This window comes from Stenotrophomonas sp. ESTM1D_MKCIP4_1 (genome assembly GCF_003086895.1).
Lineage (GTDB): Bacteria > Pseudomonadota > Gammaproteobacteria > Xanthomonadales > Xanthomonadaceae > Stenotrophomonas.
Window position 1 is genome coordinate 224714 of sequence record NZ_CP026004.1, and the last position, 20526, is coordinate 245239.

Below are 20526 nucleotides of genomic sequence, written 5' to 3' on the forward strand. Positions count from 1 at the left end.
TCGCAGCCCCGTGCCATCACATGCCCGAGTAGTTCGGGCCGCCGCCGCCCTGCGGGGTCACCCAGACGATGTTCTGGGTGGGGTCCTTGATGTCGCAGGTCTTGCAGTGCACGCAGTTCTGCGCGTTGATCTGCAGGCGCGCGCTGTCGCCTTCGCCGACGAACTCGTAGACACCGGCCGGGCAGTAGCGTGCTTCCGGGCCCGCGTATTCGGCCAGGTTCACCTTCACCGGAATGCTGGCGTCCTTCAGCGTCAGGTGGCTGGGCTGGTTCTCGTCGTGGTTGGTGCTGCTCAGGAACACCGAACTGAGGCGATCGAAGGTGAGCACGCCATCGGGCTTGGGGTAGGCGATGCGCGTGTGCCTGGCCGCCGGTTCCAGGCAGGCGTGGTCCGGGGTGCTGTGGCGCAGGGTCCACGGCGGGTTGCGCACGCCCAGCTTGGGCAGCAGCCACTGCTCGATGCCGGTCATCAGCGTGGCCACGGTCTGGCCCTTCTTGAACCACTGCTTGAAGTTCTTGGCCTGCTGCAGCTCGGTGAACAGCCAGCTGGCCTCGAAGGCCTTCGGATAGGCGTCCAGTTCATCGTGCTGGCGGTCGGCGGCCAAGGCATCAAAGGCGGCATCGGCGCACAGCATGCCGGTCTTGATCGCGGCGTGGCTGCCCTTGATGCGGCTGACGTTGAGGTAACCGGCTTCGCAACCGACCAGCGCACCGCCGGGGAACACCGTCTTCGGCAGCGACATCAGGCCACCGGCGGTGATGGCGCGGGCGCCGTAGCCGATGCGGGTGCCGCCCTCCAGGTGCTTGCGGATGGACGGGTGGGTCTTGAAACGCTGGAATTCCTCGAACGGGCTCAGCCACGGGTTCTTGTAGTCCAGGCCGACCACATAGCCGATGGCGACCTTGCCGCCGTCGGCGTGGTACAGGAACGCGCCGCCGTAGGTGTCGTTGTCCAGCGGCCAGCCGGCGGCGTGCACCACCAGGCCCGGCTCGTGCTTGGCCGGGTCGATCTGCCACAGCTCCTTGATGCCGATGCCGTAGGCCTGCGGGTCCTTGCCTTCATCCAGCTTGAAGCGCGCGATGAGCTGGCGGCCGAGATGACCGCGCGCCCCTTCGCCGAAGATCGTGTACTTCGCGTGCAGCGCCATGCCGCGCTCGAAGGCCGGGCCGATGCTGCCGTCCTTTTCGATGCCCATGTCGCCGGTGGCCACGCCGATCACTTCGCCGCTTTCGCCGTACAGCACCTCGGCGGCGGCGAAGCCGGGGAAGATCGCCACTTCCAGCGCTTCAGCCTGCTGCGCCAGCCAGCGGGTCACTTCACCCAGGCTGATGATGTAGTTGCCTTCGTTGTGGAAGCACTCCGGCAGCAGCGCGTTGGGCGTGCTGCGCGCGCCGGTTTCGCTGAGGAACAGGAATTCATCGCGGGTGACTTTCTGCTTCAACGGCGCGCCGCGCTCGGCCCAGTCCGGGAACAGTTCGGCCAGCGCACGCGGGTCCATCACCGCACCGGAGAGCACGTGTGCACCCGGCTCGGAGCCCTTTTCCAGCACGCACACCGACAGTTCGCGGCCGGCTTCCACCGCGCGCTGGCGCAGGCGGATGGCGGTGGCCAGGCCGGCAGGACCGGCGCCGACGATCACCACGTCGAACTCCATTACTTCACGCGGGGGCAGGGCGTTGGCTTCAGCGCTCATCGAATGCATGACTCGTGGGTAGTGCCGGCATCGGGGCCACCGGCGGTGCCTGGGAATCGCGCGTGCAACCACGTGCGAAACGCTTGTTTGAATGTGTCAGGGTACCGGGACGCGCGTGATCGAGCTAGATCGGCGATGTTCACGTCGCGTTTGCTGCAGTGCAGCGCAGTGTCCGGGCCCCGGATGACCGACAATGGTCCGGTCCTGACTGCGCGTGAGTGCCATGGCTCTGCATCCGTACGACCTGTTCGATGTCCGTTCCCTGCTCAGCGAGGAAGAGCGCGCGGTGCAGGACAGCGTGGCCCGCTTCACCAACGAGCGCGTACTGCCGATCATTGGCGATGCCTTCGACCAGGCTCGGTTCCCGGACGAACTGGTACCGGAAGTGGCGGCGCTGGGCCTGCTCGGCGCGACCCTGCCCACCGAGTACGGCGGCGGCGGGCTGGGCGCGGTCAGTTACGGCCTGATCTGCCAGGAACTGGAACGCGGCGATTCGGGCCTGCGCAGCTTCGTGTCGGTGCAGAGTTCGCTGTGCATGTACCCCATCTACGCCTATGGCAGCGAGGAGCAGCGCCGCCAGTGGCTGCCGGCGATGGCGCGCGGCGAACTGATCGGCTGTTTCGGCCTGACCGAAGCGCACGGTGGCTCCGACCCGGCCGCGATGAAGACCCGTGCGGTGCGCGACGGCAGCGACTGGCGCATCACCGGCAGCAAGATGTGGATCACCAGCGGACCGGTGGCCGACCTGGCCATTGTCTGGGCGCAGACCGAGGATGGCATCCAGGGCTTCGTGCTTGAAAAAGGCATGGCCGGCTTCACCACGCAGGAGATCAAGCACAAGATGAGCCTGCGCGCCTCGCTGACCGGTGCGCTGTATTTCGATGACGTGCGCGTGCCCGACAGCCACCGCCTGCCGAACGTGAAGGGCCTGAAGGGTCCGCTGGGCTGCCTTACCCAGGCGCGTTTCGGCATCAGCTGGGGCCCGATCGGTTCGGCCATCGCCTGCCTGGATGAAGCGCTGGGCTATGCCAAGGAGCGCGTGCTGTTCGGCCGCCCGCTGGCCGCTACCCAGAGCGCGCAGATCAAGCTGGCCGAGATGGCACGCCGGATCACCACCGCGCAGCTGCTGGCCCTGCAGCTGGGCCGGTTGAAGGAAGCGGGCCAGCTGCAGCCGCAGCAGGTCAGCCTGGCCAAGTGGAACAACTGCCGCATGGCCATTGATATCGCCCGCGAATGCCGCGACCTGCTGGGCGGGGCGGGCATCACCACCGAGCACGTGGCGATCCGCCACGCGCTGAACCTGGAATCGGTGATCACCTATGAAGGCACCGAGACCGTGCACCAGCTGGTGATCGGCCGCGAGCTGACCGGGATCAACGCGTTCTGAGCGTCATCCACGCATGGCGTGGATCTACTGTGACGCACGCATGGCGTGGATCTACCGGTAGATGCCAACCTTGGTTGGCATTACGCGCCGCCGGCAAACCCATGCTGGCGCCAGGCTTCGTACATCACCACGGCCACGGTGTTGGACAGATTGAGGCTGCGGTTGTCCGGGCGCATCGGCAGGCGCAGGCGGCGGCCTTCGGGCAAGGTGTCCAGCAGGTCCTGCGGCAGGCCGCGGCTTTCCGGCCCGAACAGGAAGGCATCGCCTTCTTCAAAGCCGACGCTGTCATAGCGCACGCTGGCCCGCGTGCTAAGCGCGAACAGCCGCTTGGGCGCGATGCGTGCCAGCGCGGTGTCCAGGTCCGGGTGCACCTGCAGGCGCGAATACTCGTGGTAATCCAGGCCGGCGCGCTTGAGCTGCTTGTCTTCCAGTGCGAAGCCGAGTGGTTCGACCAGGTGCAGCTGCGCGCCGGTGTTGGCGCAGAGACGGATCACATTGCCCGTGTTGGGCGGGATTTCCGGTTGGAACAGGATGACGTGGAACAGGGGCGCGGCATTCATCGGCGCAGTGTACCTGCGACGGCCGCTGCCTTTACGGCGCACGCCCTGCGCAAGGCAGGGCGGCACCGGTTACGGGCGCAGCAGGACCTGGGCGGTTTCGGTGGCCAGGGCCTGCAGATCGGCAGCGCTCGGGCGGACCTGCAGGGCCGGCAGGTTGGTGATGACCTGGTTGGCGACGCTGGTGGCGGCGGCGGCCAGGGTGGCGGCGTAGCGCTGGGCTTCCAGTTCGGCAGCCAGGGCGACGCGCTGTTCCAGGCTCGGGCGGACTTCGACGGCGGCCAGGGTGGTGATCGGCATCGCGGCGGCGACCGGGGCGGCGATGAAGCTGTCGCGTTCGGCCAGCTGTTCGGCGCTGGGACGCACTTCCACGGTTGCCAGGGTGACGATGCCACTGGCCTTTTCCCAGGCCTGCTGGGCCAGCTGGTCGGCGGCGGGGCGGACCTGCACGGTGGACAGGGTCTTGATGGATTCGGAGGCCTGCACCGACGAAACAACCGCGGTGCCGGCAACCAGGGCGATGGCGATGGCAATGGTCTTGGTGTTCATGACGGGGCCTGTTTAGTGTTGGTGAGCGGTGGTGTGGTAGTAAGGTAGTACACCAATTCTGGGCTTGCAAGGAAAATTTTCAATTTTCTGCTTTTGTTCAGCATCCAGTCATTTTGGATCTGAAGCCCTTCCTGGCGCAGGAAGTACAAAGCAATCCCTGTGCCAACTTTTAGTTGTTGATCTGAAAGGGTTTTTTGTAGGTTCCGGAGTGTCCGCAGGGCGGACACCTGTCCGTTCGCACTGCCGCGGACACTGTCCGCGCGATGAATCCGGCCGTTCACCCGCGCGTCGAAGGCGGGCCGGATGGGGCGTGGCGGCAATCACCCCCAGTGACTGGTGGCCGATACCGGCCCCGGCGCCCGCGCGCTAGGATCGCGATTCACCAACGTGACCAAGGATCCGGAAATGTCTCTCGCCCTGCGCCCGCGCACCGCGCTGCTGGCCGTCGCCCTCAGTACCGCCCTCGGCACGCTTGCGCCGACCGCCGCACTGGCGGCCAAGCCGGCCGCCGCCACCAAGGTCGATATCCCGTTCGAGCAGTTCACCCTGCCCAACGGCCTGCGCGTGATCGTGCATACCGACCGCAAGGCGCCGATCGTCGCCGTCAACATCTGGTACCACGTCGGCAGCAAGGACGAGCCGGCCGGCCGCACCGGTTTCGCCCACCTGTTTGAACACCTGATGTTCCAGAGCAGCGAGAACCACGACGGCGAGTATTTCGAGCCCTTCAAGCAGGTCGGTGCCACCGGCCAGAACGGCACCACCAACACCGACCGCACCAACTACTTCGAGAACGTGCCGACCACTGCGCTGGACATGGCGCTGTGGATGGAATCGGACCGCATGGGCCACCTGCTCGGCGCGATCGACCAGGCGGCGCTGGACGAGCAGCGCGGTGTGGTGCAGAACGAAAAGCGCCAGGGCGAGAACCAGCCCTATGGCCAGGTGTGGGAGAAGATCAACCGTTCGCTGTACCCGGTGGGCCACCCGTACCACCACAGCGTCATCGGTTCGATGAATGACCTCAACGCGGCGTCGCTGGATGACGTCAAGACCTGGTTCCGCACCTGGTACGGCCCCAACAACGCCGTGCTGGTGCTGGCCGGTGACATCGATCTGGCCACCGCCAAGGAAAAGGCCGCCAAATACTTCGGCAGCATCCCGGCCGGCCCGAGCATGGCCCAGCCGAAGGTGGACGTGGCCAAGCGTGCCGCCGACACCCGTGAAGTGATGACCGACAAGGTGCCACAGGCGCGCATCTACCGCGCCTGGAACGTGGCCCAGGTCGGCACCACCGACATCGATCAGCTGCAGCTGCTGGGGCAGATCCTCGGTGGCGCCAAATCCTCGCGGCTGAGCCAGCGCCTGCAGCACCAGGACAAGCTGGTGGACAACATCAGTGCCGGCGCCTATGCCTCGCAGCTGGGCTCCAACTTCATGGTCATGGCCACGGTGAAGCAGGGCCAGGACCCGGCCCAGGTCGAGAAGATCATCGATGAAGAGATCGAGCGCCTGCTGAAGGACGGCCCGACCGCCGACGAGCTTGCGCGTGCCAAGACCGGCTTCCGTGCCGGCTTCATCCGTGGCATCGAGCGTATCGGTGGCTTCGGCGGCAAGGCCGATGCACTGGCCGAATGCGCGGTCTACACCGGCGACCCGGGCTGCTTCCGCACCTCGCTGGCCAACATCGACAAGGCCTCCGCCGCCGACCTCAAGCGCGTGGGCGCGCAGTGGCTGGACAAGGGCAGCCACACCCTGGTGGTCGAGCCGGGTGAGCGCGTGGCGCTGAAGGAAGAAGCGTCGGCCACGCCGAAGCCGTTCAACGTGCCGGCCGTGGATACGAAGTACAGCACCCTGCCGGAACAGGTCGACCGCAAGGCCGGCGTGCCGCAGACGCGCGAGTTCCCGCAGCTGAAGTTCCCGGCGCTGCAGCGTGCCACCCTGAAGAACGGCACCACCGTGGTGCTGGCCGAACGCCACGAGATTCCCGTGGTGCAGTTCAGCTACCAGTTCCCCGGTGGCTTCACTGCCGACCAGGGCCGCAAGCCGGGTACCGCCAACTTCACCATGAACCTGATGACCGAAGGTGCCGGCAAGCTGGGCTCGCTGGCCTTCGCCGATGCCGCCGACGCACTGGGCGCGAACCTGGATGCCGGCGCCGGCCTGGATTCGGTGACCGTCGAGCTGTCCGCGCTGAAGGAGAACCTGGTGCCGTCGCTGGCGCTGTACCGCGACCTGCTGCGTGAGCCGCGCTTCGATCAGGGCGAGATCGACCGGGTCAAGGCCTCGTGGATCGCCGGCATCAAGCAGGAAAAGGTCAACCCGAACGCGGTGGCCATGCGCGTGCTGCCGCCGCTGCTGTACGGCAAGGGCCATCCGTATGCCATCCCGTTCACCGGCAGCGGTGACGAAGCGGCCATCACCAGCCTGGGCCGCGAAGATCTGGTCGACTTCCACCGCGACTGGCTGCGCCCGCAGGACGGCACCCTGATCGTGGTCGGCGACACCACCCTGGCCGAGATCGTGCCGCTGCTGGACAAGCAGCTGGGCGACTGGAAGGCCACTGGCGATGCGCCGGTGATCAAGGCCAGCACCGCCGTGGCCGTGCCCAAGGCTGCGCGCGTGTTCCTCATCGACCAGCCGGGTGCGGTGCAGGCCAACCTGTTCGCCGGCCAGGTCGTGCCGCCGTCCAGCGATACCGGCTCGACCCGCTTCGACATCGCCAACGGCGTGCTCGGCGGTGATTTCACCTCGCGCCTGAACATGAACCTGCGTGAGGACAAGCACTGGTCCTACGGTGCCCGTACCAGCGCCAGCAACACCGTGGGCCAGCGGCCGTGGATGGCGATGGCACCGGTGCAGATCGACAAGACCGGCCCGGCCCTGGCGGAAATGCGCAAGGAAATCGTCCAGTTCGCCGATGGCAGCAAGCCGGCCACCGACGCCGAGGTCAACCGCATCCGCAACATCCAGACCCTGAGCCTGCCGGGCGCCTACGAGACCGCCGCTGCGGTGGCCTCGACCATCGGCGCCATCGTGCAGTTCAAGCGCCCGGATGATTACGTGGTGCGCCGCAAGGTCGAGATCGAGGCGATGACCCCGGCGCAGGTGCAGCAGGCCGCTGCCGAGATCACGCCGCAGGGCCTGACCTGGGTGGTGGTGGGTGACCTCAAGCAGACCGAAGCGGCCGTGCGCGCGCTGAACCTGGGCGAGGTGACCGTGATCGATGCCGAAGGCAACCCGGTCAAGAAATAAGGCAGAACGGGGAATGGGGTCGGATCCCTCCCATCGGGAGGGCTCCGACCCCGTCCTGAACTGGGGTCAGAGCCCCCTGCGGGGGATCCGACCCCTTCTTTCCCTGCGGGGTCAGATCCCCCACAGGGGGCTCTGACCCCCACCCCCGGCTACCCCCGATTCAGGCGGTTCAGGCAGAATCGCCCCATACCCTTCCAGGATCTGCCCATGCGCCTTCTGCTGCTGTCGTCCCTGCTGCTCACCGTCACGGCCTGCACCTGGGTGCCGATGGAACCGGCCGGCAAGACAGTGCGGGTCCTTCCGGCCGGCCCGCTGCCCGCCGGCTGCATCACCAAGGGCGAGGTCGTGGTGACCGTGAAGAGCAAGGTCGGCTTCTACAACCGCAACCCCCTGCGCGTGCAGGAGGAGCTGGAAACCCTGGCCCGCAACGAGGCCCCCAGTGCCGGCGCCAATGCCGTGCAGGCCGCTGCGCCCCCGGCGGACGGCAGCCAGCGCTTCGCCGCCTTCCAGTGCCCGCCGCGCTGAACAGGGACCATACGGCCAAGGCTGAATTCGTAAAGATGCGGTGAAAGCGCGGGGGTTATAGAATAGCGCCCCCTTTTGCCTGAGCCTTGGCGCTAACTTCGATGCTCTTCAAGAATGTCTCGATCGCCGGCCTGGCACATGTCGATGCGCCGCATACGCTGACGACCCAGGAAATCAACGAACGGCTGCAGCCGACGTTGGATCGCCTCGGCATCCGCACCGACGTGCTCGGCGATATCGCCGGCATCCACGCCCGCCGCCTGTGGGACCACGGCGTGCTCGCCTCCGACGCCGCCACCATGGCCGGCCGCAAGGCGCTGGAAGATGCCGGCATCACCGCCGGCCAGGTCGGCCTGCTGGTCAACACCTCGGTCAGCCGCGACTACCTGGAGCCGTCCACGGCCTCCATCGTGTCCGGCAACCTCGGTGTCAGCGACGAGTGCATGACTTTCGATGTCGCCAATGCCTGCCTGGCCTTCATCAACGGCATGGATATCGCCGCGCGCATGCTTGAGCGCGGTGACATCGACTACGCGCTGGTGGTGGATGGCGAGACCGCCAACCTGGTGTACGAAAAGACCCTGGAGCGCATGACCGCCCCGGACGTCACCGCCGACGACTTCCGCAACGAGCTGGCTGCCCTGACCACCGGTTCGGGTGCCGCCGCCATGGTGATGGCGCGCTCGGAGCTGGTGCCCGACGCCCCGCGCTACAAGGGCGGCGTGACCCGCTCGGCCACCGAGTGGAACCAGCTGTGCCTGGGCAACCTGGACCGCATGGTCACCGACACCCGCCTGCTGCTGATCGAAGGCATCAAGCTGGCGCAGAAGACCTTTGCCGCCGCCAAGATCGCCCTGGGCTGGGCCGTGGAGGAACTGGACCAGTTCGTTATCCACCAGGTCAGCCAGCCGCACACCGCCGCGTTCATCAAGAACTTCGGCATCGACCCGAAGAAGGTCATGACCATCTTCGGCGAGCACGGCAACATCGGTCCGGCCTCGGTGCCGATCGTGCTGAGCAAGCTCAAGCAGCTGGGCAAGCTGAAGAAGGGCGACCGCATCGCGCTGCTCGGCATCGGCTCGGGCCTGAACTGTTCGATGGCTGAAGTGGTCTGGTAAAAAAGTCACCGCTGACCTGCTGCGCGATTGCCTGGCAGGCGCGGCCGGTGCTCGGAATCCTCATGTACCCACGTACACTCCGGTTCCTGCGCGCCGCCCGCACCCGCCAGCCAATCGCTCGCGACGGGCAGCGATGATTTTTCCAAGTGTCCAAGGGCCGGTTCTACCGGCCCTTTCTACAGGTGCGATCCGATGTCCCAGCTTCCCGGTTACCCCGCCCACCCGCAGCGTTTCGAGGTCCGTCCCGGCCTGTCGATGAGTTATCTCGACGAAGGCCCGCGCGAAGGCGAGGTAGTGGTGATGGTGCACGGCAACCCGTCGTGGAGCTATTACTGGCGCACGCTGGTGGCCGGCCTGTCGGACAGATACCGCTGCATCGTGCCCGACCACATCGGCATGGGCCTGTCGGACAAGCCCGATGACCGCCGCTACGAATACACCCTGCAGTCGCGCGTGGATGATCTGGATGCGCTGCTGAAGCACCTGGGCATCACCGGCCCGGTCACGCTGGCCGTGCACGACTGGGGCGGCATGATCGGCTTCGGCTGGGCGCTGTCGCACCACGATCAGGTCAAGCGCCTGGTGGTGCTCAACACCGCCGCCTTCCCGATGCCGGCAGCCAAGAAAATGCCGTGGCAGATCGCCCTGGGCCGGCACTGGAAGATCGGCGAGTGGATCATCCGCACGTTCAACGCGTTCTCCTCCGGCGCGTCGTGGCTGGGCGTGGAGCGGAAGATGCCGGCCGACGTCCGCCGCGCTTACGTGTCGCCGTACAACAGCTATGCCAACCGCATCAGCACCATCCGCTTCATGCAGGACATCCCGCTGTCACCGGCCGACAAGGCGTGGTCGCTGCTGGAGCGCGCCGGCCAAGCGCTGCCGTCCTTCGCCGACCGCCCGGCCTTCATCGGCTGGGGCCTGCGTGACTTCGTGTTCGACCACCACTTCCTGAAGGGCTTCCAGGCCGCGCTGCCCAAGGCGCAGGTGCATGCCTTCGAGGATGCCGGCCACTACGTGCTGGAAGACAAGCACGAAGTACTGGTGCCGGAAATCCGCGCCTTCCTGGACGCGAACCCCATCTGAAGGATGTGCCGACCAACGGTCGGCACCCACCCATCCCATCCCCGGTAGGTGCCGACCGTTGGTCGGCACGACGGCCTATGCCGCGATCGGGCTGTTGTCGTTGCCTTCCCAGTCGGCCGGGGTCAGCGGGTCCAGGCCATAGGCGATACGCGCCTTGTCGCACTGCGGGCTGGCCTTGCCATACTCCCACGACGCGTCCACCTCACGGCACACGCTGGGCCGGTTGGGGTGGATCGTGCAGCGCGAATACACGCCGATCTGTGCGTCCAGCGCCACGCAGCGCACCGGCTTGGAGTGCGTACCGCGCATGCACAGGCGATGCGGGTCCAGCACCTCGGTCAGCTGGTGCGGCACGCCGCCGGGGGTGACCTCGTCCGATTCCATCCAGTGGAAGGCCACGCGGTACTGAGTGCAGCAGGCGCCGCAGGTCATGCAGGGGTGTTGCATGGGCAAGCCGCCTCGGGCGGCAGTGGGAATCGGGAACGAGGCTGCGGATTTTCCACGAAGCGGGCGGCCGCGCAAGAAATTCCGTAAGCGGCGACAATGAACGGATGAACGGACCCTGCAATATCGCGGCGCGGCTGCCTGAACTGGCCCGCGAACGCCCTGACCAGATCGCCATCCGTTGCCCCGGCCGCCGTGGTGCCGGCAACGGCATGGCGGCCTATGACGTGACCCTGGACTACCGCCAGCTGGACGCCCGCAGCGACGCCATGGCCGCCGGCCTGGCCGGCTACGGCATCGGCCGTGGCGTGCGCACCGTGGTGATGGTGCGGCCCTCGCCGGAGTTCTTCCTGCTGATGTTCGCCCTGTTCAAGCTGGGCGCGGTGCCGGTGCTGGTGGACCCGGGCATCGACAAGCGCGCGCTGAAGCAGTGCCTGGACGAGGCGCAGCCGGAGGCCTTCATCGGCATCCCGCTGGCCCACGTGGCGCGGCTGGCACTGCGCTGGGCGCCGTCGGCCACCCGCCTGGTCACCGTCGGCCGCCGCCTGGGCTGGGGCGGGACCACCCTGGCCGCGCTGGAGCGCGCCGGTGCCACCGGCGGCCCGATGCTGGCCGCCACCGAGGGCGAGGACATGGCCGCCATCCTGTTCACCAGCGGCTCCACCGGCGTGCCCAAGGGCGTGGTCTACCGCCACCGCCACTTCGTCGGCCAGATCCAGCTGCTGGGCAGCGCCTTCGGCATGGAAGCGGGCGGGATGGACCTGCCGACCTTCCCGCCCTTCGCCCTGTTCGATCCGGCGCTGGGGCTGACCTCGGTCATCCCGGACATGGACCCGACCCGGCCGGCGCAGGCCGACCCGGCGCGCCTGCACGATGCCATCCAGCGTTTCGGCGTGACCCAGCTGTTTGGTTCACCGGCACTCATGCGCGTGCTGGCCAGGCACGGCCGGCCGCTGCCGACCGTGCGCCGGGTGACCTCGGCCGGTGCGCCGGTACCGCCGGACGTGGTGGCCACCATCCGCCGCCTGCTGCCCGACGATGCGCAGTTCTGGACGCCCTATGGCGCCACCGAATGCCTGCCCGTGGCCGTGGTTGAAGGCCGTGAACTGGAACGCACCCGTGCCGCGACCGAGGCCGGCGCCGGCACCTGTGTCGGCAGCGTGGTCGCACCCAACGAAGTGCGCATCATCGCCATCGACGATGCACCGCTGCCGGACTGGTCGCAGGCACGCGTGCTGGGCACTGGTGAAGTGGGCGAGATCACCGTGGCCGGCCCCACCACCACCGATACCTATTTCAACCGCCCGCAGGCCACGGCGGCCGCCAAGATCCGCGAAACCCTGGCCGATGGCAGCACCCGCGTGGTGCACCGCATGGGCGATGTGGGCTACTTCGATGCGCAGGGCCGCCTGTGGTTCTGCGGGCGCAAGACCCAGCGCGTGGAAACCGCGCGCGGGCCGCTGTACACCGAACAGGTCGAGCCGGTGTTCAATACCGTGCAAGGCGTGGCCCGCACCGCGCTGGTGGGCGTGGGCGCTGCCGGCGCGCAGGTGCCGGTGCTGTGCGTGGAACTGCAGCGCGGGCAGTCCGATGGCCCGGCACTGCAGGAGGCGCTGCGTGTGCATGCGGATGCGCGCATGGCCGGCGCCGGCCTGCAGCACTTCCTGGTGCATCCGGCCTTTCCCGTCGATATCCGTCACAACGCCAAGATCGGCCGCGAAAAGCTCGCCGTCTGGGCAGGCGTCCAACTGGAGAAGCGCGCATGAAGATCCTGGTCACCGGTGGCGGTGGTTTCCTCGGCCAGGCGCTGTGCCGTGGCCTGCTTGAACGTGGCCACCAGGTGCTGGCCTTCAACCGCAGCCACTACCCGGAACTGCAGGCGATGGGCGTGGGCCAGATCCGTGGCGACCTGGCCGATGCGCAGGCCGTGCTGCACGCGGTGGCGGGTGTCGACGCGGTGCTGCACAACGGTGCCAAGGCCGGCGCCTGGGGCAGCTATGACAGCTACCACCAGGCCAACGTGGTCGGCACCGACAACGTCATTGCCGCCTGCCGCACGCACAGTATCGGCAAGCTGGTCTACACCTCCACGCCCAGCGTGACCCATCGTGCCACCCACCCGGTGGAAGGGCTCGGTGCCGATGAAGTGCCCTATGGCGAGAACTTCCAGGCGCCGTATGCGGCGACCAAGGCCATTGCCGAACAGCGCGTGCTGGCGGCCAACGACGCCACGCTGGCCACTGTAGCGCTGCGACCGCGCCTGATCTGGGGCCCGGGTGACCAGCAGCTGGTGCCACGGCTGGCCCAGCGCGCCCGCCAGGGTCGCCTGCGCCTGGTGGGTGATGGCAGCAACAAGGTCGACACCACCTACATCGACAACGCCGCGCAGGCGCATTTCCTCGCGCTGGATGCACTGGCGCCGGGCGCAGCCTGCGCCGGCAAGGCCTACTTCATTTCCAACGGCGAACCGCTGCCGATGCGCGAGCTGCTCAACAAGCTGCTGGCGGCCGTCGGCGCACCGGCCGTGGAGAAGACCCTCAGCTTCAAGACCGCCTACCGCATCGGCGCCATCAGCGAACGCCTGTGGCCGCTGCTGCGCCTGCCGGGCGAGCCGCCGCTGACCCGCTTCCTGGCCGAGCAGCTGTGCACGCCGCACTGGTACAGCATGGAACCGGCGCGCCGTGATTTCGGCTACGTGCCGCAGGTGAGCATCGAAGAAGGACTGCGACGCCTGAAGGCAGCGTCGTGACGGCGGTGTCACGGCGCTGAAGGCTTCATCAACTGCAGAGATCGCCGTCACCGGTTGCACACCGGCCAATGCGCAGGATGGACCCAACGCCATATCGGCCGGACCACCCGCGAGGAACGCCATGCTGCATTACGCCGTCATCTTTTTCGTCATCGCCATCATCGCCGCCGTGCTCGGCTTCTCGGGCATTGCCGGCGCCGCCAGCAACATCGCCTGGATCCTGTTCGTGGTGTTCCTGATCCTTGCGGTGATCTCGATGTTCCGCAAGCGCGGCTAGCTGGTAGTGCCGGCCGCTGGCCGGCATCGCTTCCCGTAGAGTCGAGCCATGCTCGACTGCCTTCTGTAGAGTCGAGCGTTGCTCGACTGATCTCAACGCAGTCGAGCACGGCTCGACTCTACAGAACGGCGTTACACCAGCGCCCGATCGGCCGCGTGCCGTTCCAGCGCCAGTTCAATCAACCGCGTGATCAGCGCGGTATAGCCCAACCCGCTCGCGCCCCACAGCTTGGGGTACATGCTGATGCGGGTGAACCCGGGCAGGGTGTTGATCTCGTTGATGACGATCTGCCCATCCGCGGAGAGGAACACATCCACCCGCGCCATGCCCGCACATTCCAGCACCTGGTAAGCCTGCAGCGCGATCTGCTGGATGCGTGCCTGCGCATCGCCATCGATCGCCGCCGGTACCACCACGTCCGCCCCATCGGGGTTGATGTACTTGGTGTCGTAGGCATAGAACTCGTCGTGCACCACCACCTCGCCGCAGACACTGGCCTGCGGCAGGTCGTTGCCGAGCACCGCGCACTCGATCTCGCGGCCGAGCACGGCCGACTCCACCAGCACCTTGTGGTCGTGGCGCAGCGCCAGCTGCAGCGCCTCGGCGAAATCGCCGGCCTGCTTGACCTTGCTGACCCCCACCGACGAGCCCTGGTTGGCCGGCTTGACGAACAGCGGCAGCCCCAGTTGTGCGATCAGCGCCTGCACGTCCACGTCCGCCGCCTCGTGGCGACGGAGGCACACCCACGGCGCCACCGGCAGCCCTGCATCGCGCAGCAGCCGCTTGGCCACGTCCTTGTCCATCGCCGCCGCCGAGCCCAGCACCGGCGAACCGACGAAGGGCAGGTTGGCCATGCGCAGAAGCCCCTGCAGCGCGCCGTCCTCGCCCAGCGGCCCGTGCACGATGGGCAGCACCACATCGATCTGGCCCAGCGCGGTGGACGCATCCACCGGCTGCAGCTGCGCCTGCCCGGCACCGGGCCGCACCGCCAGTGCCATGCCGGAGGGATGCAGCGCGATGCGCGCCGGGTCATCGGCATGCAGCAGGAACGTATCGGGCTGGCTGAGGTGCCACTGGCCCTGCTTGTCGATGCCCACCAGCACCGGCTCGAAGCGCTCGCGATCGAGTGCATCGAGGATGTTCTTCGCCGACTGCAGCGATACTTCGTGCTCGGAGGACATTCCCCCGAAAATGATCCCGACCCGGGTCCGTGCCATGGGCATTGTCCTGTGCAACGAGGTCCCACAGCATGAACCGCCCGGCGGCACGGGGAAAGGTAGAGTCGACCGTTGGTCGACTGGCAGTTCGCGGAAGGGCAGTCGACCAACGGTCGACTCTACCGCGGCAACGTGCCTGCATCCGCCCACCACCCACGCAGGTAGAATGGCCCCATGGCTCTTTCCCTGCTCTCGTCCCTCAAGCCGGTCGCCGGCCGCGCCCTGCAGACCGCACTGAACCGCGCATTGGCGCTGGATCCGGATACCCGGCACGCCCTGGCCAGCCTCGACGGCCGCCACATCGACCTGACCCTGGACGCGCCGTCGCTGGCGATGCGCATCAGCGTCGATGGCGACATGCTGCGCGTCGGCCCGGTGGATGCACAGGAAGCCGACCTGGCCGTGCGCAGCAGCCTGGCCGGCGTGCTTGCCCAGCTGCCGCTGCTGGCCAACGCCCGCCGCGGCAACGACAACGGCAAAGGCCGCGTGCGCGTGGCCGGCGATGCCGAACTGGCGCGCCGCCTGCAGCAGCTGGCCAAGGGCTTCGACCCGGACTGGCAGCAGCCCTTCGTCAGCGTGTTCGGCGAGGTGCTTGGCGTGCAGGTCGCCAACACCCTGCGCAGCGCCCTGCAGCACGCGCGCCAGGGTGCCATCGACCTGGCCCACAGCGCCGCCGAATTCATTACCGAGGAGTCGCGCGACGTGGTGCCACGTGCCGAACTGGATGCTTTCCACGACGACGTGGATGTACTGCGCGACGATGTCGAGCGGCTGGGTGTACGCGTGCAGCGCCTGCGGGGTGCCGCATGAAGGCGCTGCTGCGGGCCAACCGCATCGGCCGCGTCATCCTGCGCTACCGCCTTGACGATCTGCTGCAGGGCACGCCGGCCGAGCGCTGGCTGCGCTTGGCCAAGCCCTTCGTGCCGCGCGCCTCGGCGGACATCGCCTCGCAGTCGCGTGGCGCACGCCTGCGCCTGGCGCTGCAGGACCTGGGCCCGATCTTCGTCAAGTTCGGCCAGATCCTGTCCACCCGCCGCGACCTGGTGCCGCCGGACGTGGCCAGCGAACTGACCCTGCTGCAGGACCGGGTCAAGCCCTTCGATGGCGACACCGCGCGCCGCATCGTTGAAGAGGCGCTGGGCCTGCCGGTCAGCGAAGCCTTCGCCAGCTTCGACACCGAGCCGCTGGCCTCGGCCTCGATCGCACAGGTGCACGCCGCGACCCTCGCCGATGGCCGCCAGGTGGTGGTGAAGGTGCTGCGCCCAGGCATCGAGAAGCAGATCGATGCTGACATCGCCCTGCTCAATTCGCTGGCCGCGCTGGTCGAGCGCACCCATCCTCGTGCCGACAAGATCCGCCCGCGCGAAGTGGTGGCCGAGGTCGAGAACACCCTGGCCGCCGAACTGGACCTGCAGCGCGAAGGCGCCAATGCCAGCGTGCTGCGCCGCTTCTGGGAAAACAGCGACGACCTGTACGTACCGGAAGTGATCTGGAGCCACACCGCCGAGCGCGCACTGACCTTGGAACGGGTGTGGGGCATCCCCTCCGATGACATCGTCGCGCTGGACCAGGCCGGCATCGACCGCAAGGCGCTGGCCGCCAAGGGCGTGCGGGTGTTCTACACCCAGGTGTTCCGCGACAACTTCTTCCACGCCGATGCGCACGCCGGCAACATCTGGGTCGATACCGATCCAGCGCGCCGTGACAACCCGCGCTTCATCGCGCTGGACTTCGGCATCATGGGCCAGCTCTCGCAGGAAGATCAGTACTACCTGGCCGAGAATTTCATGGCCATCTTCAACCGCGACTACCGCCGCATCGCCGAACTGCACGTGCAGGCGCGCTGGATGCCGGACAACGTGCGCATCGACGACCTGGAAGCGGCGGTGCGCTCGGTGTGCGAACCGTACTTCACCCGCCCGCTGTCGCAGATCTCGCTGGCCGAGGTGCTGCTGAAGCTGTTCCGGGTGGCCCAGCGCTACCAGCTGACCCTGCAGCCGCAGCTGATCCTGCTGCAGAAGACCCTGCTGAACATCGAAGGCGTGGGCCGCCAGCTGGATCCGCAGATCGACATCTGGGCGGTGGCCAAGCCGGTGCTGGCGAAGATCCTGCGCGAGCGTTACAGCCCGCGCCGGGTCGTACGCGAGATCGGCAAGCGCCTGCCGGAAATCATGACCCATGCGCCGGACATGCCGCGCCTGGTGCACGCCTGGCTGACCCAGCAGGTGGAAGGCCGCCACGAACTGGCGATGCGCTCGCGCGATCTGGTCACCCTCGATGCCAGCCTGCAACGGTTGCAGAAGCGTGCGGTGGGTGCGATCACCGGCGTGGGCCTGTTGGCCATCGCCACACTGATGTATGTGCTGCAGCCGCCCGGCTGGTACTGGGGCGATCTGCCGGTGCTGAGCCTGGGGGCCGGGGCGTTGGGCGCTTTCGCCCTGGCCCGCGCCTGGTGGCGATGAACGCTGCACTGCAGGCGCTGAAGGACGAACTGGCCCGCCACGGCGCGGCCAACGATGCACGCGAGACCGATCGCGGCCGGCGCATGCTGAACATCACCGCCGATACCGGCGAACTGCTGTCGGTGCTGGTGCGTTTCGGTCAGGCGCGGCGGGTGCTGGAGATCGGCACCTCCAATGGTTATTCCACGCTGTGGCTGGCCGAAGCCGCCGCCGCGATCGATGGCCACGTCACTACGCTGGAGTACGCCGCTGACAAGGTCGCGCTGGCGCAGGCGAATTTCGAACGCAGCGGCCTGGCCGGGCGCATCCGCCTGGTGCACGGCGATGCCGGGCAATGGCTGGCCAGCGCCGCCGATGCCAGCATCGACCTGCTGTTCCTCGATTCGGACCGCGAACAGTACGCCGGCTGGTGGCCGCAGCTGCGTCGCGTGCTGCGCCCCGGCGGCCTGCTGGTAGTCGACAACGCCACCTCGCACGCCGCACAGATGGAACCGCTGCGCGCGCTGCTGGATGCCGACGCGGCCTTCAGCACCAGCCTGGTTCCGGTGGGCAACGGCGAACTGCTGGCCGTGCGCAACGGCTGATCACCGGACCGCCGGTAGAGTCGAGCTTGCTCGACTGATCCCCTGCGCCAGTCGAGCAAGCTCGGCTCTACCGGGAAGAGGGCGCCCTTATAATCGCGTGGTGAGCACCGAACCTGACACCCTCGCCGCGGTCGAGATTGAAACCGCCCCCCTGCAGCTGCTGCACCTGGACGAGCGCCTGGCCGTGGTCAACAAGCCGGCCGGGCTGATGGTCCATGACAGCAAGCTGGCCCGTGGCGAAGACGATTTCCTCGCCGACCGCCTGCGCGAGCAGCTGGGCCGGCCGATCTTCCTGGTGCACCGCCTGGACCGCGCCACCAGCGGCTGCCTGCTGCTGGCCTTCGACCGCGAGACCGCCAGCGTGCTGGGCAAGGCGCTGATGGGCGGCGAGGTGAGCAAGGATTACCTCGCCATCTGCCGTGGCTGGCCGGCCGAGGAGGCCTGGCAGGTCGACCACGACCTGGACGGCGGCCCCGGCAAGCCGGTGAAGAAGCCGGCGGTGACCGATTTCCAGCGCCTGGCCACCGGCGAACTGTCGGTACCGGTGGGTGACTTCGCCAGTTCGCGCTATGCGCTGCTGCGCTGCCAGCCGCAGACCGGCCGCTTCAGGCAGATCCGCCGCCACCTCAAGCACCTGTCGCATCACCTCATTGGCGACACCAGCCACGGTGACGGGCGCCACAACCGCAATTTCCGCATGCAGGGCGTGCACCGCATGCTGCTGCACGCCGAACGCCTGCGTTTTCCCCATCCCGATGGCGGCACGGTGGACGTGCGCGCGCCGGTGGATGGCGAGTTCCAGAAGGCGCTGGATCTGTTCGGCTGGCAGGTGCCGTAACCGATGCGGGGTCAGAGCCCTTTCCCAAAGGGAAAGGGATCCGACCCCATCAATGCCGGGCTGCCGGCCAGCGGCCGGCACTACCTCATTTGGTTTCCGGCTCGTTGAGGATCGCCTGCATGTCCTTTTCCAGGTCGGCCATCAGCGGCTTCATCTTTTCCTGGATGGCAACCATCACGTTCTGCATCAGCAGCGGGGTCTTGTCCAGCAGGCTCTGACCGGCCGAGCTCTCGTAGAACTCGGCCATCGCCAGCACGTCTTCCTTGCTGAAGCTCTTCTTGTAAAGGTCCACGTACATCGGCCGCAGCTGCTGCCAGGACAGCGCCTTGGTCAGGGTGGCGGTGGTGCGCTGCTGCATGCGCTGCAGCTGCTCGGTCTGCTGCGGGGTGAGCTGGCGCTGCCGGGCGATGTCCTCGAACTGCTGGCGCTGCATCGCTTCCAGCTGCGGCAGCATGCCGTCCAGCAGGCTCTGCGCGCGCGAGGCGGCCAGCAGGCGGTTGATGTCGGCATCGGTGGGCGCTGCGGCCAGGGCCGGGGCGCTGGCCACGGCCAGTGCGACCAGCAGCACGGCGCGGCGCAGACCGGTGGACAGGGCGGGAATGAAGCGGGTCATGCGGGCTTCCTGCGGTACATGGAAAGCCCAGCATACCCGCTGCACAGGCGAAGGCGGCGTGTTCGGTGCCTGATCGGCGGCATACGGGGCGCGATGGCAGCCACGGCAACGCGGCTGCCGCTACAATGCGCGGATGGGCAGTGGACCGGTCACCATCAGCACGCAGCTTGAAATCCCCGACGGCGAGATCGTCGAGCGGTTCGTGCGTGCCAGTGGTGCCGGCGGGCAGAACGTCAACAAGGTGTCCACTGCGGTGGAACTGCGGTTCGACGTGGCCAACTCGCCCTCGTTGCCCGACCCGTTGCGCGAGCGCCTGCTGGCGCGGCGCGACCGGCGCATGACCGGCGAAGGCGTGCTGGTCATCGATGCGCAACGGTTCCGCACCCAGGATCGCAATCGCGAGGATGCGCGCGAGCGGCTGGCGGCCTTCATCCAGGCCGGGTTGAGCGTGCCAAAACCGCGCAAGGCCACCAAGCCGACCCTCGGGTCGAAACTGCGTCGTCTGGACGCCAAACGCGGGCGCGCGCAGATCAAGCGCGGGCGCTCATCACGTGACTGGGAGTGATTGCTTGAACAACCCGACGCCGTTGCTGCCGGCCGTTCCGCCAAACATGCCACAGGTCAAACCCAACGCTTTCCTGCGTTGGCTGGCGCGCTGCACCCTGCGCCTGGGCGGCTGGAAGGTGACCGGTACCCTGCCTGACATCCCCAGGCTGGTGTTCATCATCGCCCCGCATTCGTCCAACTGGGATGGCCTGTGGGGCATGGCCGCCAAGATCGCACTGGGCATGAAAGTGAAGGTACTGGGCAAGGCCTCGCTGTTCTGGTGGCCGCTGGGCCCGCTGCTGCACAGGCTGGGCGTGATCCCGCTGGACCGCAGCGCGCCGCAGGGTACTGTCGGCCAAGCCGTGGACCTGCTGCGCAACAACGAAAAGATGTGGTTCGCCATCACCCCCGAAGGCACCCGCAAGGCGGTGAAGGACTGGAAGGCCGGCTTCCTGAAGATCGCGCGGATGGCCGACGTTCCGGTCCTGGCCGCCTATTTCCACTACCCGGAAAAGACCATCGGCATCGGTCCGCTGTTCACGCCGACCGGCGATGACGCGGCGGACATGGCCGCCATCCGCGAGTTCTACCGGCCCTGGATGGGCAAGACCCGCGGCACGGTCTGAGCC

At 67.6% G+C, this 20526-nt stretch carries 20 protein-coding genes and 1 other RNA gene; 15 read left to right on the forward strand and 6 right to left on the reverse strand.

Features of this window, described 5'->3' with window-relative positions; all coding sequences use genetic code 11:
• Positions 1-16: 16 nt before the first annotated feature.
• A complete protein-coding gene (locus C1924_RS00960) occupies positions 17-1693 on the reverse strand; it encodes an electron transfer flavoprotein-ubiquinone oxidoreductase (protein WP_108763672.1) in 1677 nt (558 codons plus the stop codon).
• Positions 1694-1916: 223 nt separating this feature from the next.
• On the opposite strand from C1924_RS00960, the gene C1924_RS00965 reads away from it, so the two are divergent.
• Complete coding sequence (locus C1924_RS00965) at positions 1917-3080, forward strand: acyl-CoA dehydrogenase family protein (RefSeq protein WP_108763673.1); 1164 nt, start codon at positions 1917-1919, stop codon at positions 3078-3080.
• Positions 3081-3160: 80 nt separating this feature from the next.
• On the opposite strand, the gene C1924_RS00970 is transcribed toward C1924_RS00965, so the two are convergent.
• Both C1924_RS00970 and C1924_RS00975 read right to left on the reverse strand, forming a co-directional pair.
• Positions 3161-3640, reverse strand: a complete 480-nt coding sequence (locus C1924_RS00970; RefSeq protein ID WP_108763674.1) for a tRNA (cytidine(34)-2'-O)-methyltransferase — start codon at positions 3638-3640, stop codon at positions 3161-3163.
• A 69-nt stretch (positions 3641-3709) separates the two neighbouring features.
• On the reverse strand, positions 3710-4186 hold the full coding sequence (locus C1924_RS00975) for a hypothetical protein (RefSeq protein ID WP_108763675.1): 477 nt from the start codon (positions 4184-4186) through the stop codon (positions 3710-3712).
• A 405-nt stretch (positions 4187-4591) separates the two neighbouring features.
• Here C1924_RS00975 and C1924_RS00980 point away from each other — a divergent pair, with 405 nt between their 5' ends.
• The 5 genes from C1924_RS00980 to C1924_RS01000 all read left to right on the forward strand — a co-directional run bounded on the left by C1924_RS00980 (position 4592) and on the right by C1924_RS01000 (position 10167).
• The gene (locus C1924_RS00980) at positions 4592-7441 is read left to right on the forward strand and encodes a pitrilysin family protein (protein WP_108763676.1); all 2850 of its coding nucleotides are present in this window, start codon (positions 4592-4594) and stop codon (positions 7439-7441) included.
• Positions 7442-7648: 207 nt separating this feature from the next.
• Complete coding sequence (locus tag C1924_RS00985) at positions 7649-7966, forward strand: DUF4156 domain-containing protein (RefSeq protein WP_108758334.1); 318 nt, start codon at positions 7649-7651, stop codon at positions 7964-7966.
• A gap of 101 nt (positions 7967-8067) precedes the next feature.
• Entirely contained in the window at positions 8068-9084 is a 1017-nt protein-coding gene (locus C1924_RS00990) for a 3-oxoacyl-ACP synthase III (RefSeq protein ID WP_108763677.1), read from the forward strand.
• 62 nt (positions 9085-9146) lie between these two features.
• A non-coding RNA gene (locus tag C1924_RS00995) (sX9 sRNA) lies at positions 9147-9217 on the forward strand.
• Between the two features lie 59 nt (positions 9218-9276).
• The gene (locus C1924_RS01000; protein WP_108763678.1) at positions 9277-10167 is read left to right on the forward strand and encodes an alpha/beta fold hydrolase; all 891 of its coding nucleotides are present in this window, start codon (positions 9277-9279) and stop codon (positions 10165-10167) included.
• Positions 10168-10242: 75 nt separating this feature from the next.
• Here C1924_RS01000 and C1924_RS01005 read toward each other — a convergent pair whose 3' ends face one another.
• Positions 10243-10614 (reverse strand): YkgJ family cysteine cluster protein, encoded by a 372-nt coding sequence (locus C1924_RS01005; RefSeq protein WP_108763679.1) that lies wholly within the window; start codon positions 10612-10614, stop codon positions 10243-10245.
• A gap of 104 nt (positions 10615-10718) precedes the next feature.
• Between C1924_RS01005 and oleC the strand changes: the two genes are divergently transcribed.
• The 3 genes from oleC to C1924_RS01020 all read left to right on the forward strand — a co-directional run bounded on the left by oleC (position 10719) and on the right by C1924_RS01020 (position 13637).
• Positions 10719-12377 carry an olefin beta-lactone synthetase gene (oleC, locus tag C1924_RS01010; protein ID WP_108763680.1) on the forward strand — a complete coding sequence of 553 codons (1659 nt, stop codon included), beginning with the start codon at positions 10719-10721 and terminating at the stop codon, positions 12375-12377.
• Positions 12374-13360, forward strand: a complete 987-nt coding sequence (gene oleD, locus C1924_RS01015; RefSeq protein WP_108763681.1) for a 2-alkyl-3-oxoalkanoate reductase — start codon at positions 12374-12376, stop codon at positions 13358-13360. The genes oleC and oleD overlap by 4 nt, the downstream gene beginning before the upstream one ends.
• Before the next feature lie 121 nt (positions 13361-13481).
• On the forward strand, positions 13482-13637 hold the full coding sequence (locus C1924_RS01020; protein ID WP_107231440.1) for a DUF1328 domain-containing protein: 156 nt from the start codon (positions 13482-13484) through the stop codon (positions 13635-13637).
• A gap of 131 nt (positions 13638-13768) precedes the next feature.
• On the opposite strand, the gene ddlA is transcribed toward C1924_RS01020, so the two are convergent.
• Positions 13769-14854, reverse strand: a complete 1086-nt coding sequence (ddlA, locus tag C1924_RS01025) for a D-alanine--D-alanine ligase (RefSeq protein ID WP_108763682.1) — start codon at positions 14852-14854, stop codon at positions 13769-13771.
• 174 nt (positions 14855-15028) lie between these two features.
• Between ddlA and C1924_RS01030 the strand changes: the two genes are divergently transcribed.
• The 4 genes from C1924_RS01030 to C1924_RS01045 all read left to right on the forward strand — a co-directional run bounded on the left by C1924_RS01030 (position 15029) and on the right by C1924_RS01045 (position 18738).
• A complete protein-coding gene (locus C1924_RS01030; protein WP_108763683.1) occupies positions 15029-15664 on the forward strand; it encodes an SCP2 sterol-binding domain-containing protein in 636 nt (211 codons plus the stop codon).
• Positions 15661-17316 carry a ubiquinone biosynthesis regulatory protein kinase UbiB gene (gene ubiB / locus C1924_RS01035; protein ID WP_108763684.1) on the forward strand — a complete coding sequence of 552 codons (1656 nt, stop codon included), beginning with the start codon at positions 15661-15663 and terminating at the stop codon, positions 17314-17316. The genes C1924_RS01030 and ubiB overlap by 4 nt, the downstream gene beginning before the upstream one ends.
• Positions 17313-17900 carry an O-methyltransferase gene (locus C1924_RS01040; RefSeq protein WP_108763685.1) on the forward strand — a complete coding sequence of 196 codons (588 nt, stop codon included), beginning with the start codon at positions 17313-17315 and terminating at the stop codon, positions 17898-17900. Before ubiB ends, C1924_RS01040 begins: the two co-directional genes overlap by 4 nt.
• A 100-nt stretch (positions 17901-18000) precedes the next feature.
• A complete protein-coding gene (locus C1924_RS01045) occupies positions 18001-18738 on the forward strand; it encodes a pseudouridine synthase (RefSeq protein WP_108766928.1) in 738 nt (245 codons plus the stop codon).
• A gap of 85 nt (positions 18739-18823) precedes the next feature.
• Here the strand turns inward: C1924_RS01045 and C1924_RS01050 are convergent, their stop codons facing one another.
• The gene (locus C1924_RS01050; RefSeq protein ID WP_108763686.1) at positions 18824-19351 is read right to left on the reverse strand and encodes a DUF2059 domain-containing protein; all 528 of its coding nucleotides are present in this window, start codon (positions 19349-19351) and stop codon (positions 18824-18826) included.
• 133 nt (positions 19352-19484) lie between these two features.
• On the opposite strand from C1924_RS01050, the gene arfB reads away from it, so the two are divergent.
• Both arfB and C1924_RS01060 read left to right on the forward strand, forming a co-directional pair.
• Positions 19485-19916: an alternative ribosome rescue aminoacyl-tRNA hydrolase ArfB gene (arfB, locus tag C1924_RS01055; RefSeq protein ID WP_108763687.1), complete on the forward strand. Its 432-nt coding sequence runs from the start codon at positions 19485-19487 to the stop codon at positions 19914-19916.
• A 46-nt stretch (positions 19917-19962) separates the two neighbouring features.
• Positions 19963-20523, forward strand: a complete 561-nt coding sequence (locus C1924_RS01060) for a lysophospholipid acyltransferase family protein (protein WP_233614934.1) — start codon at positions 19963-19965, stop codon at positions 20521-20523.
• Positions 20524-20526: the final 3 nt, after the last annotated feature.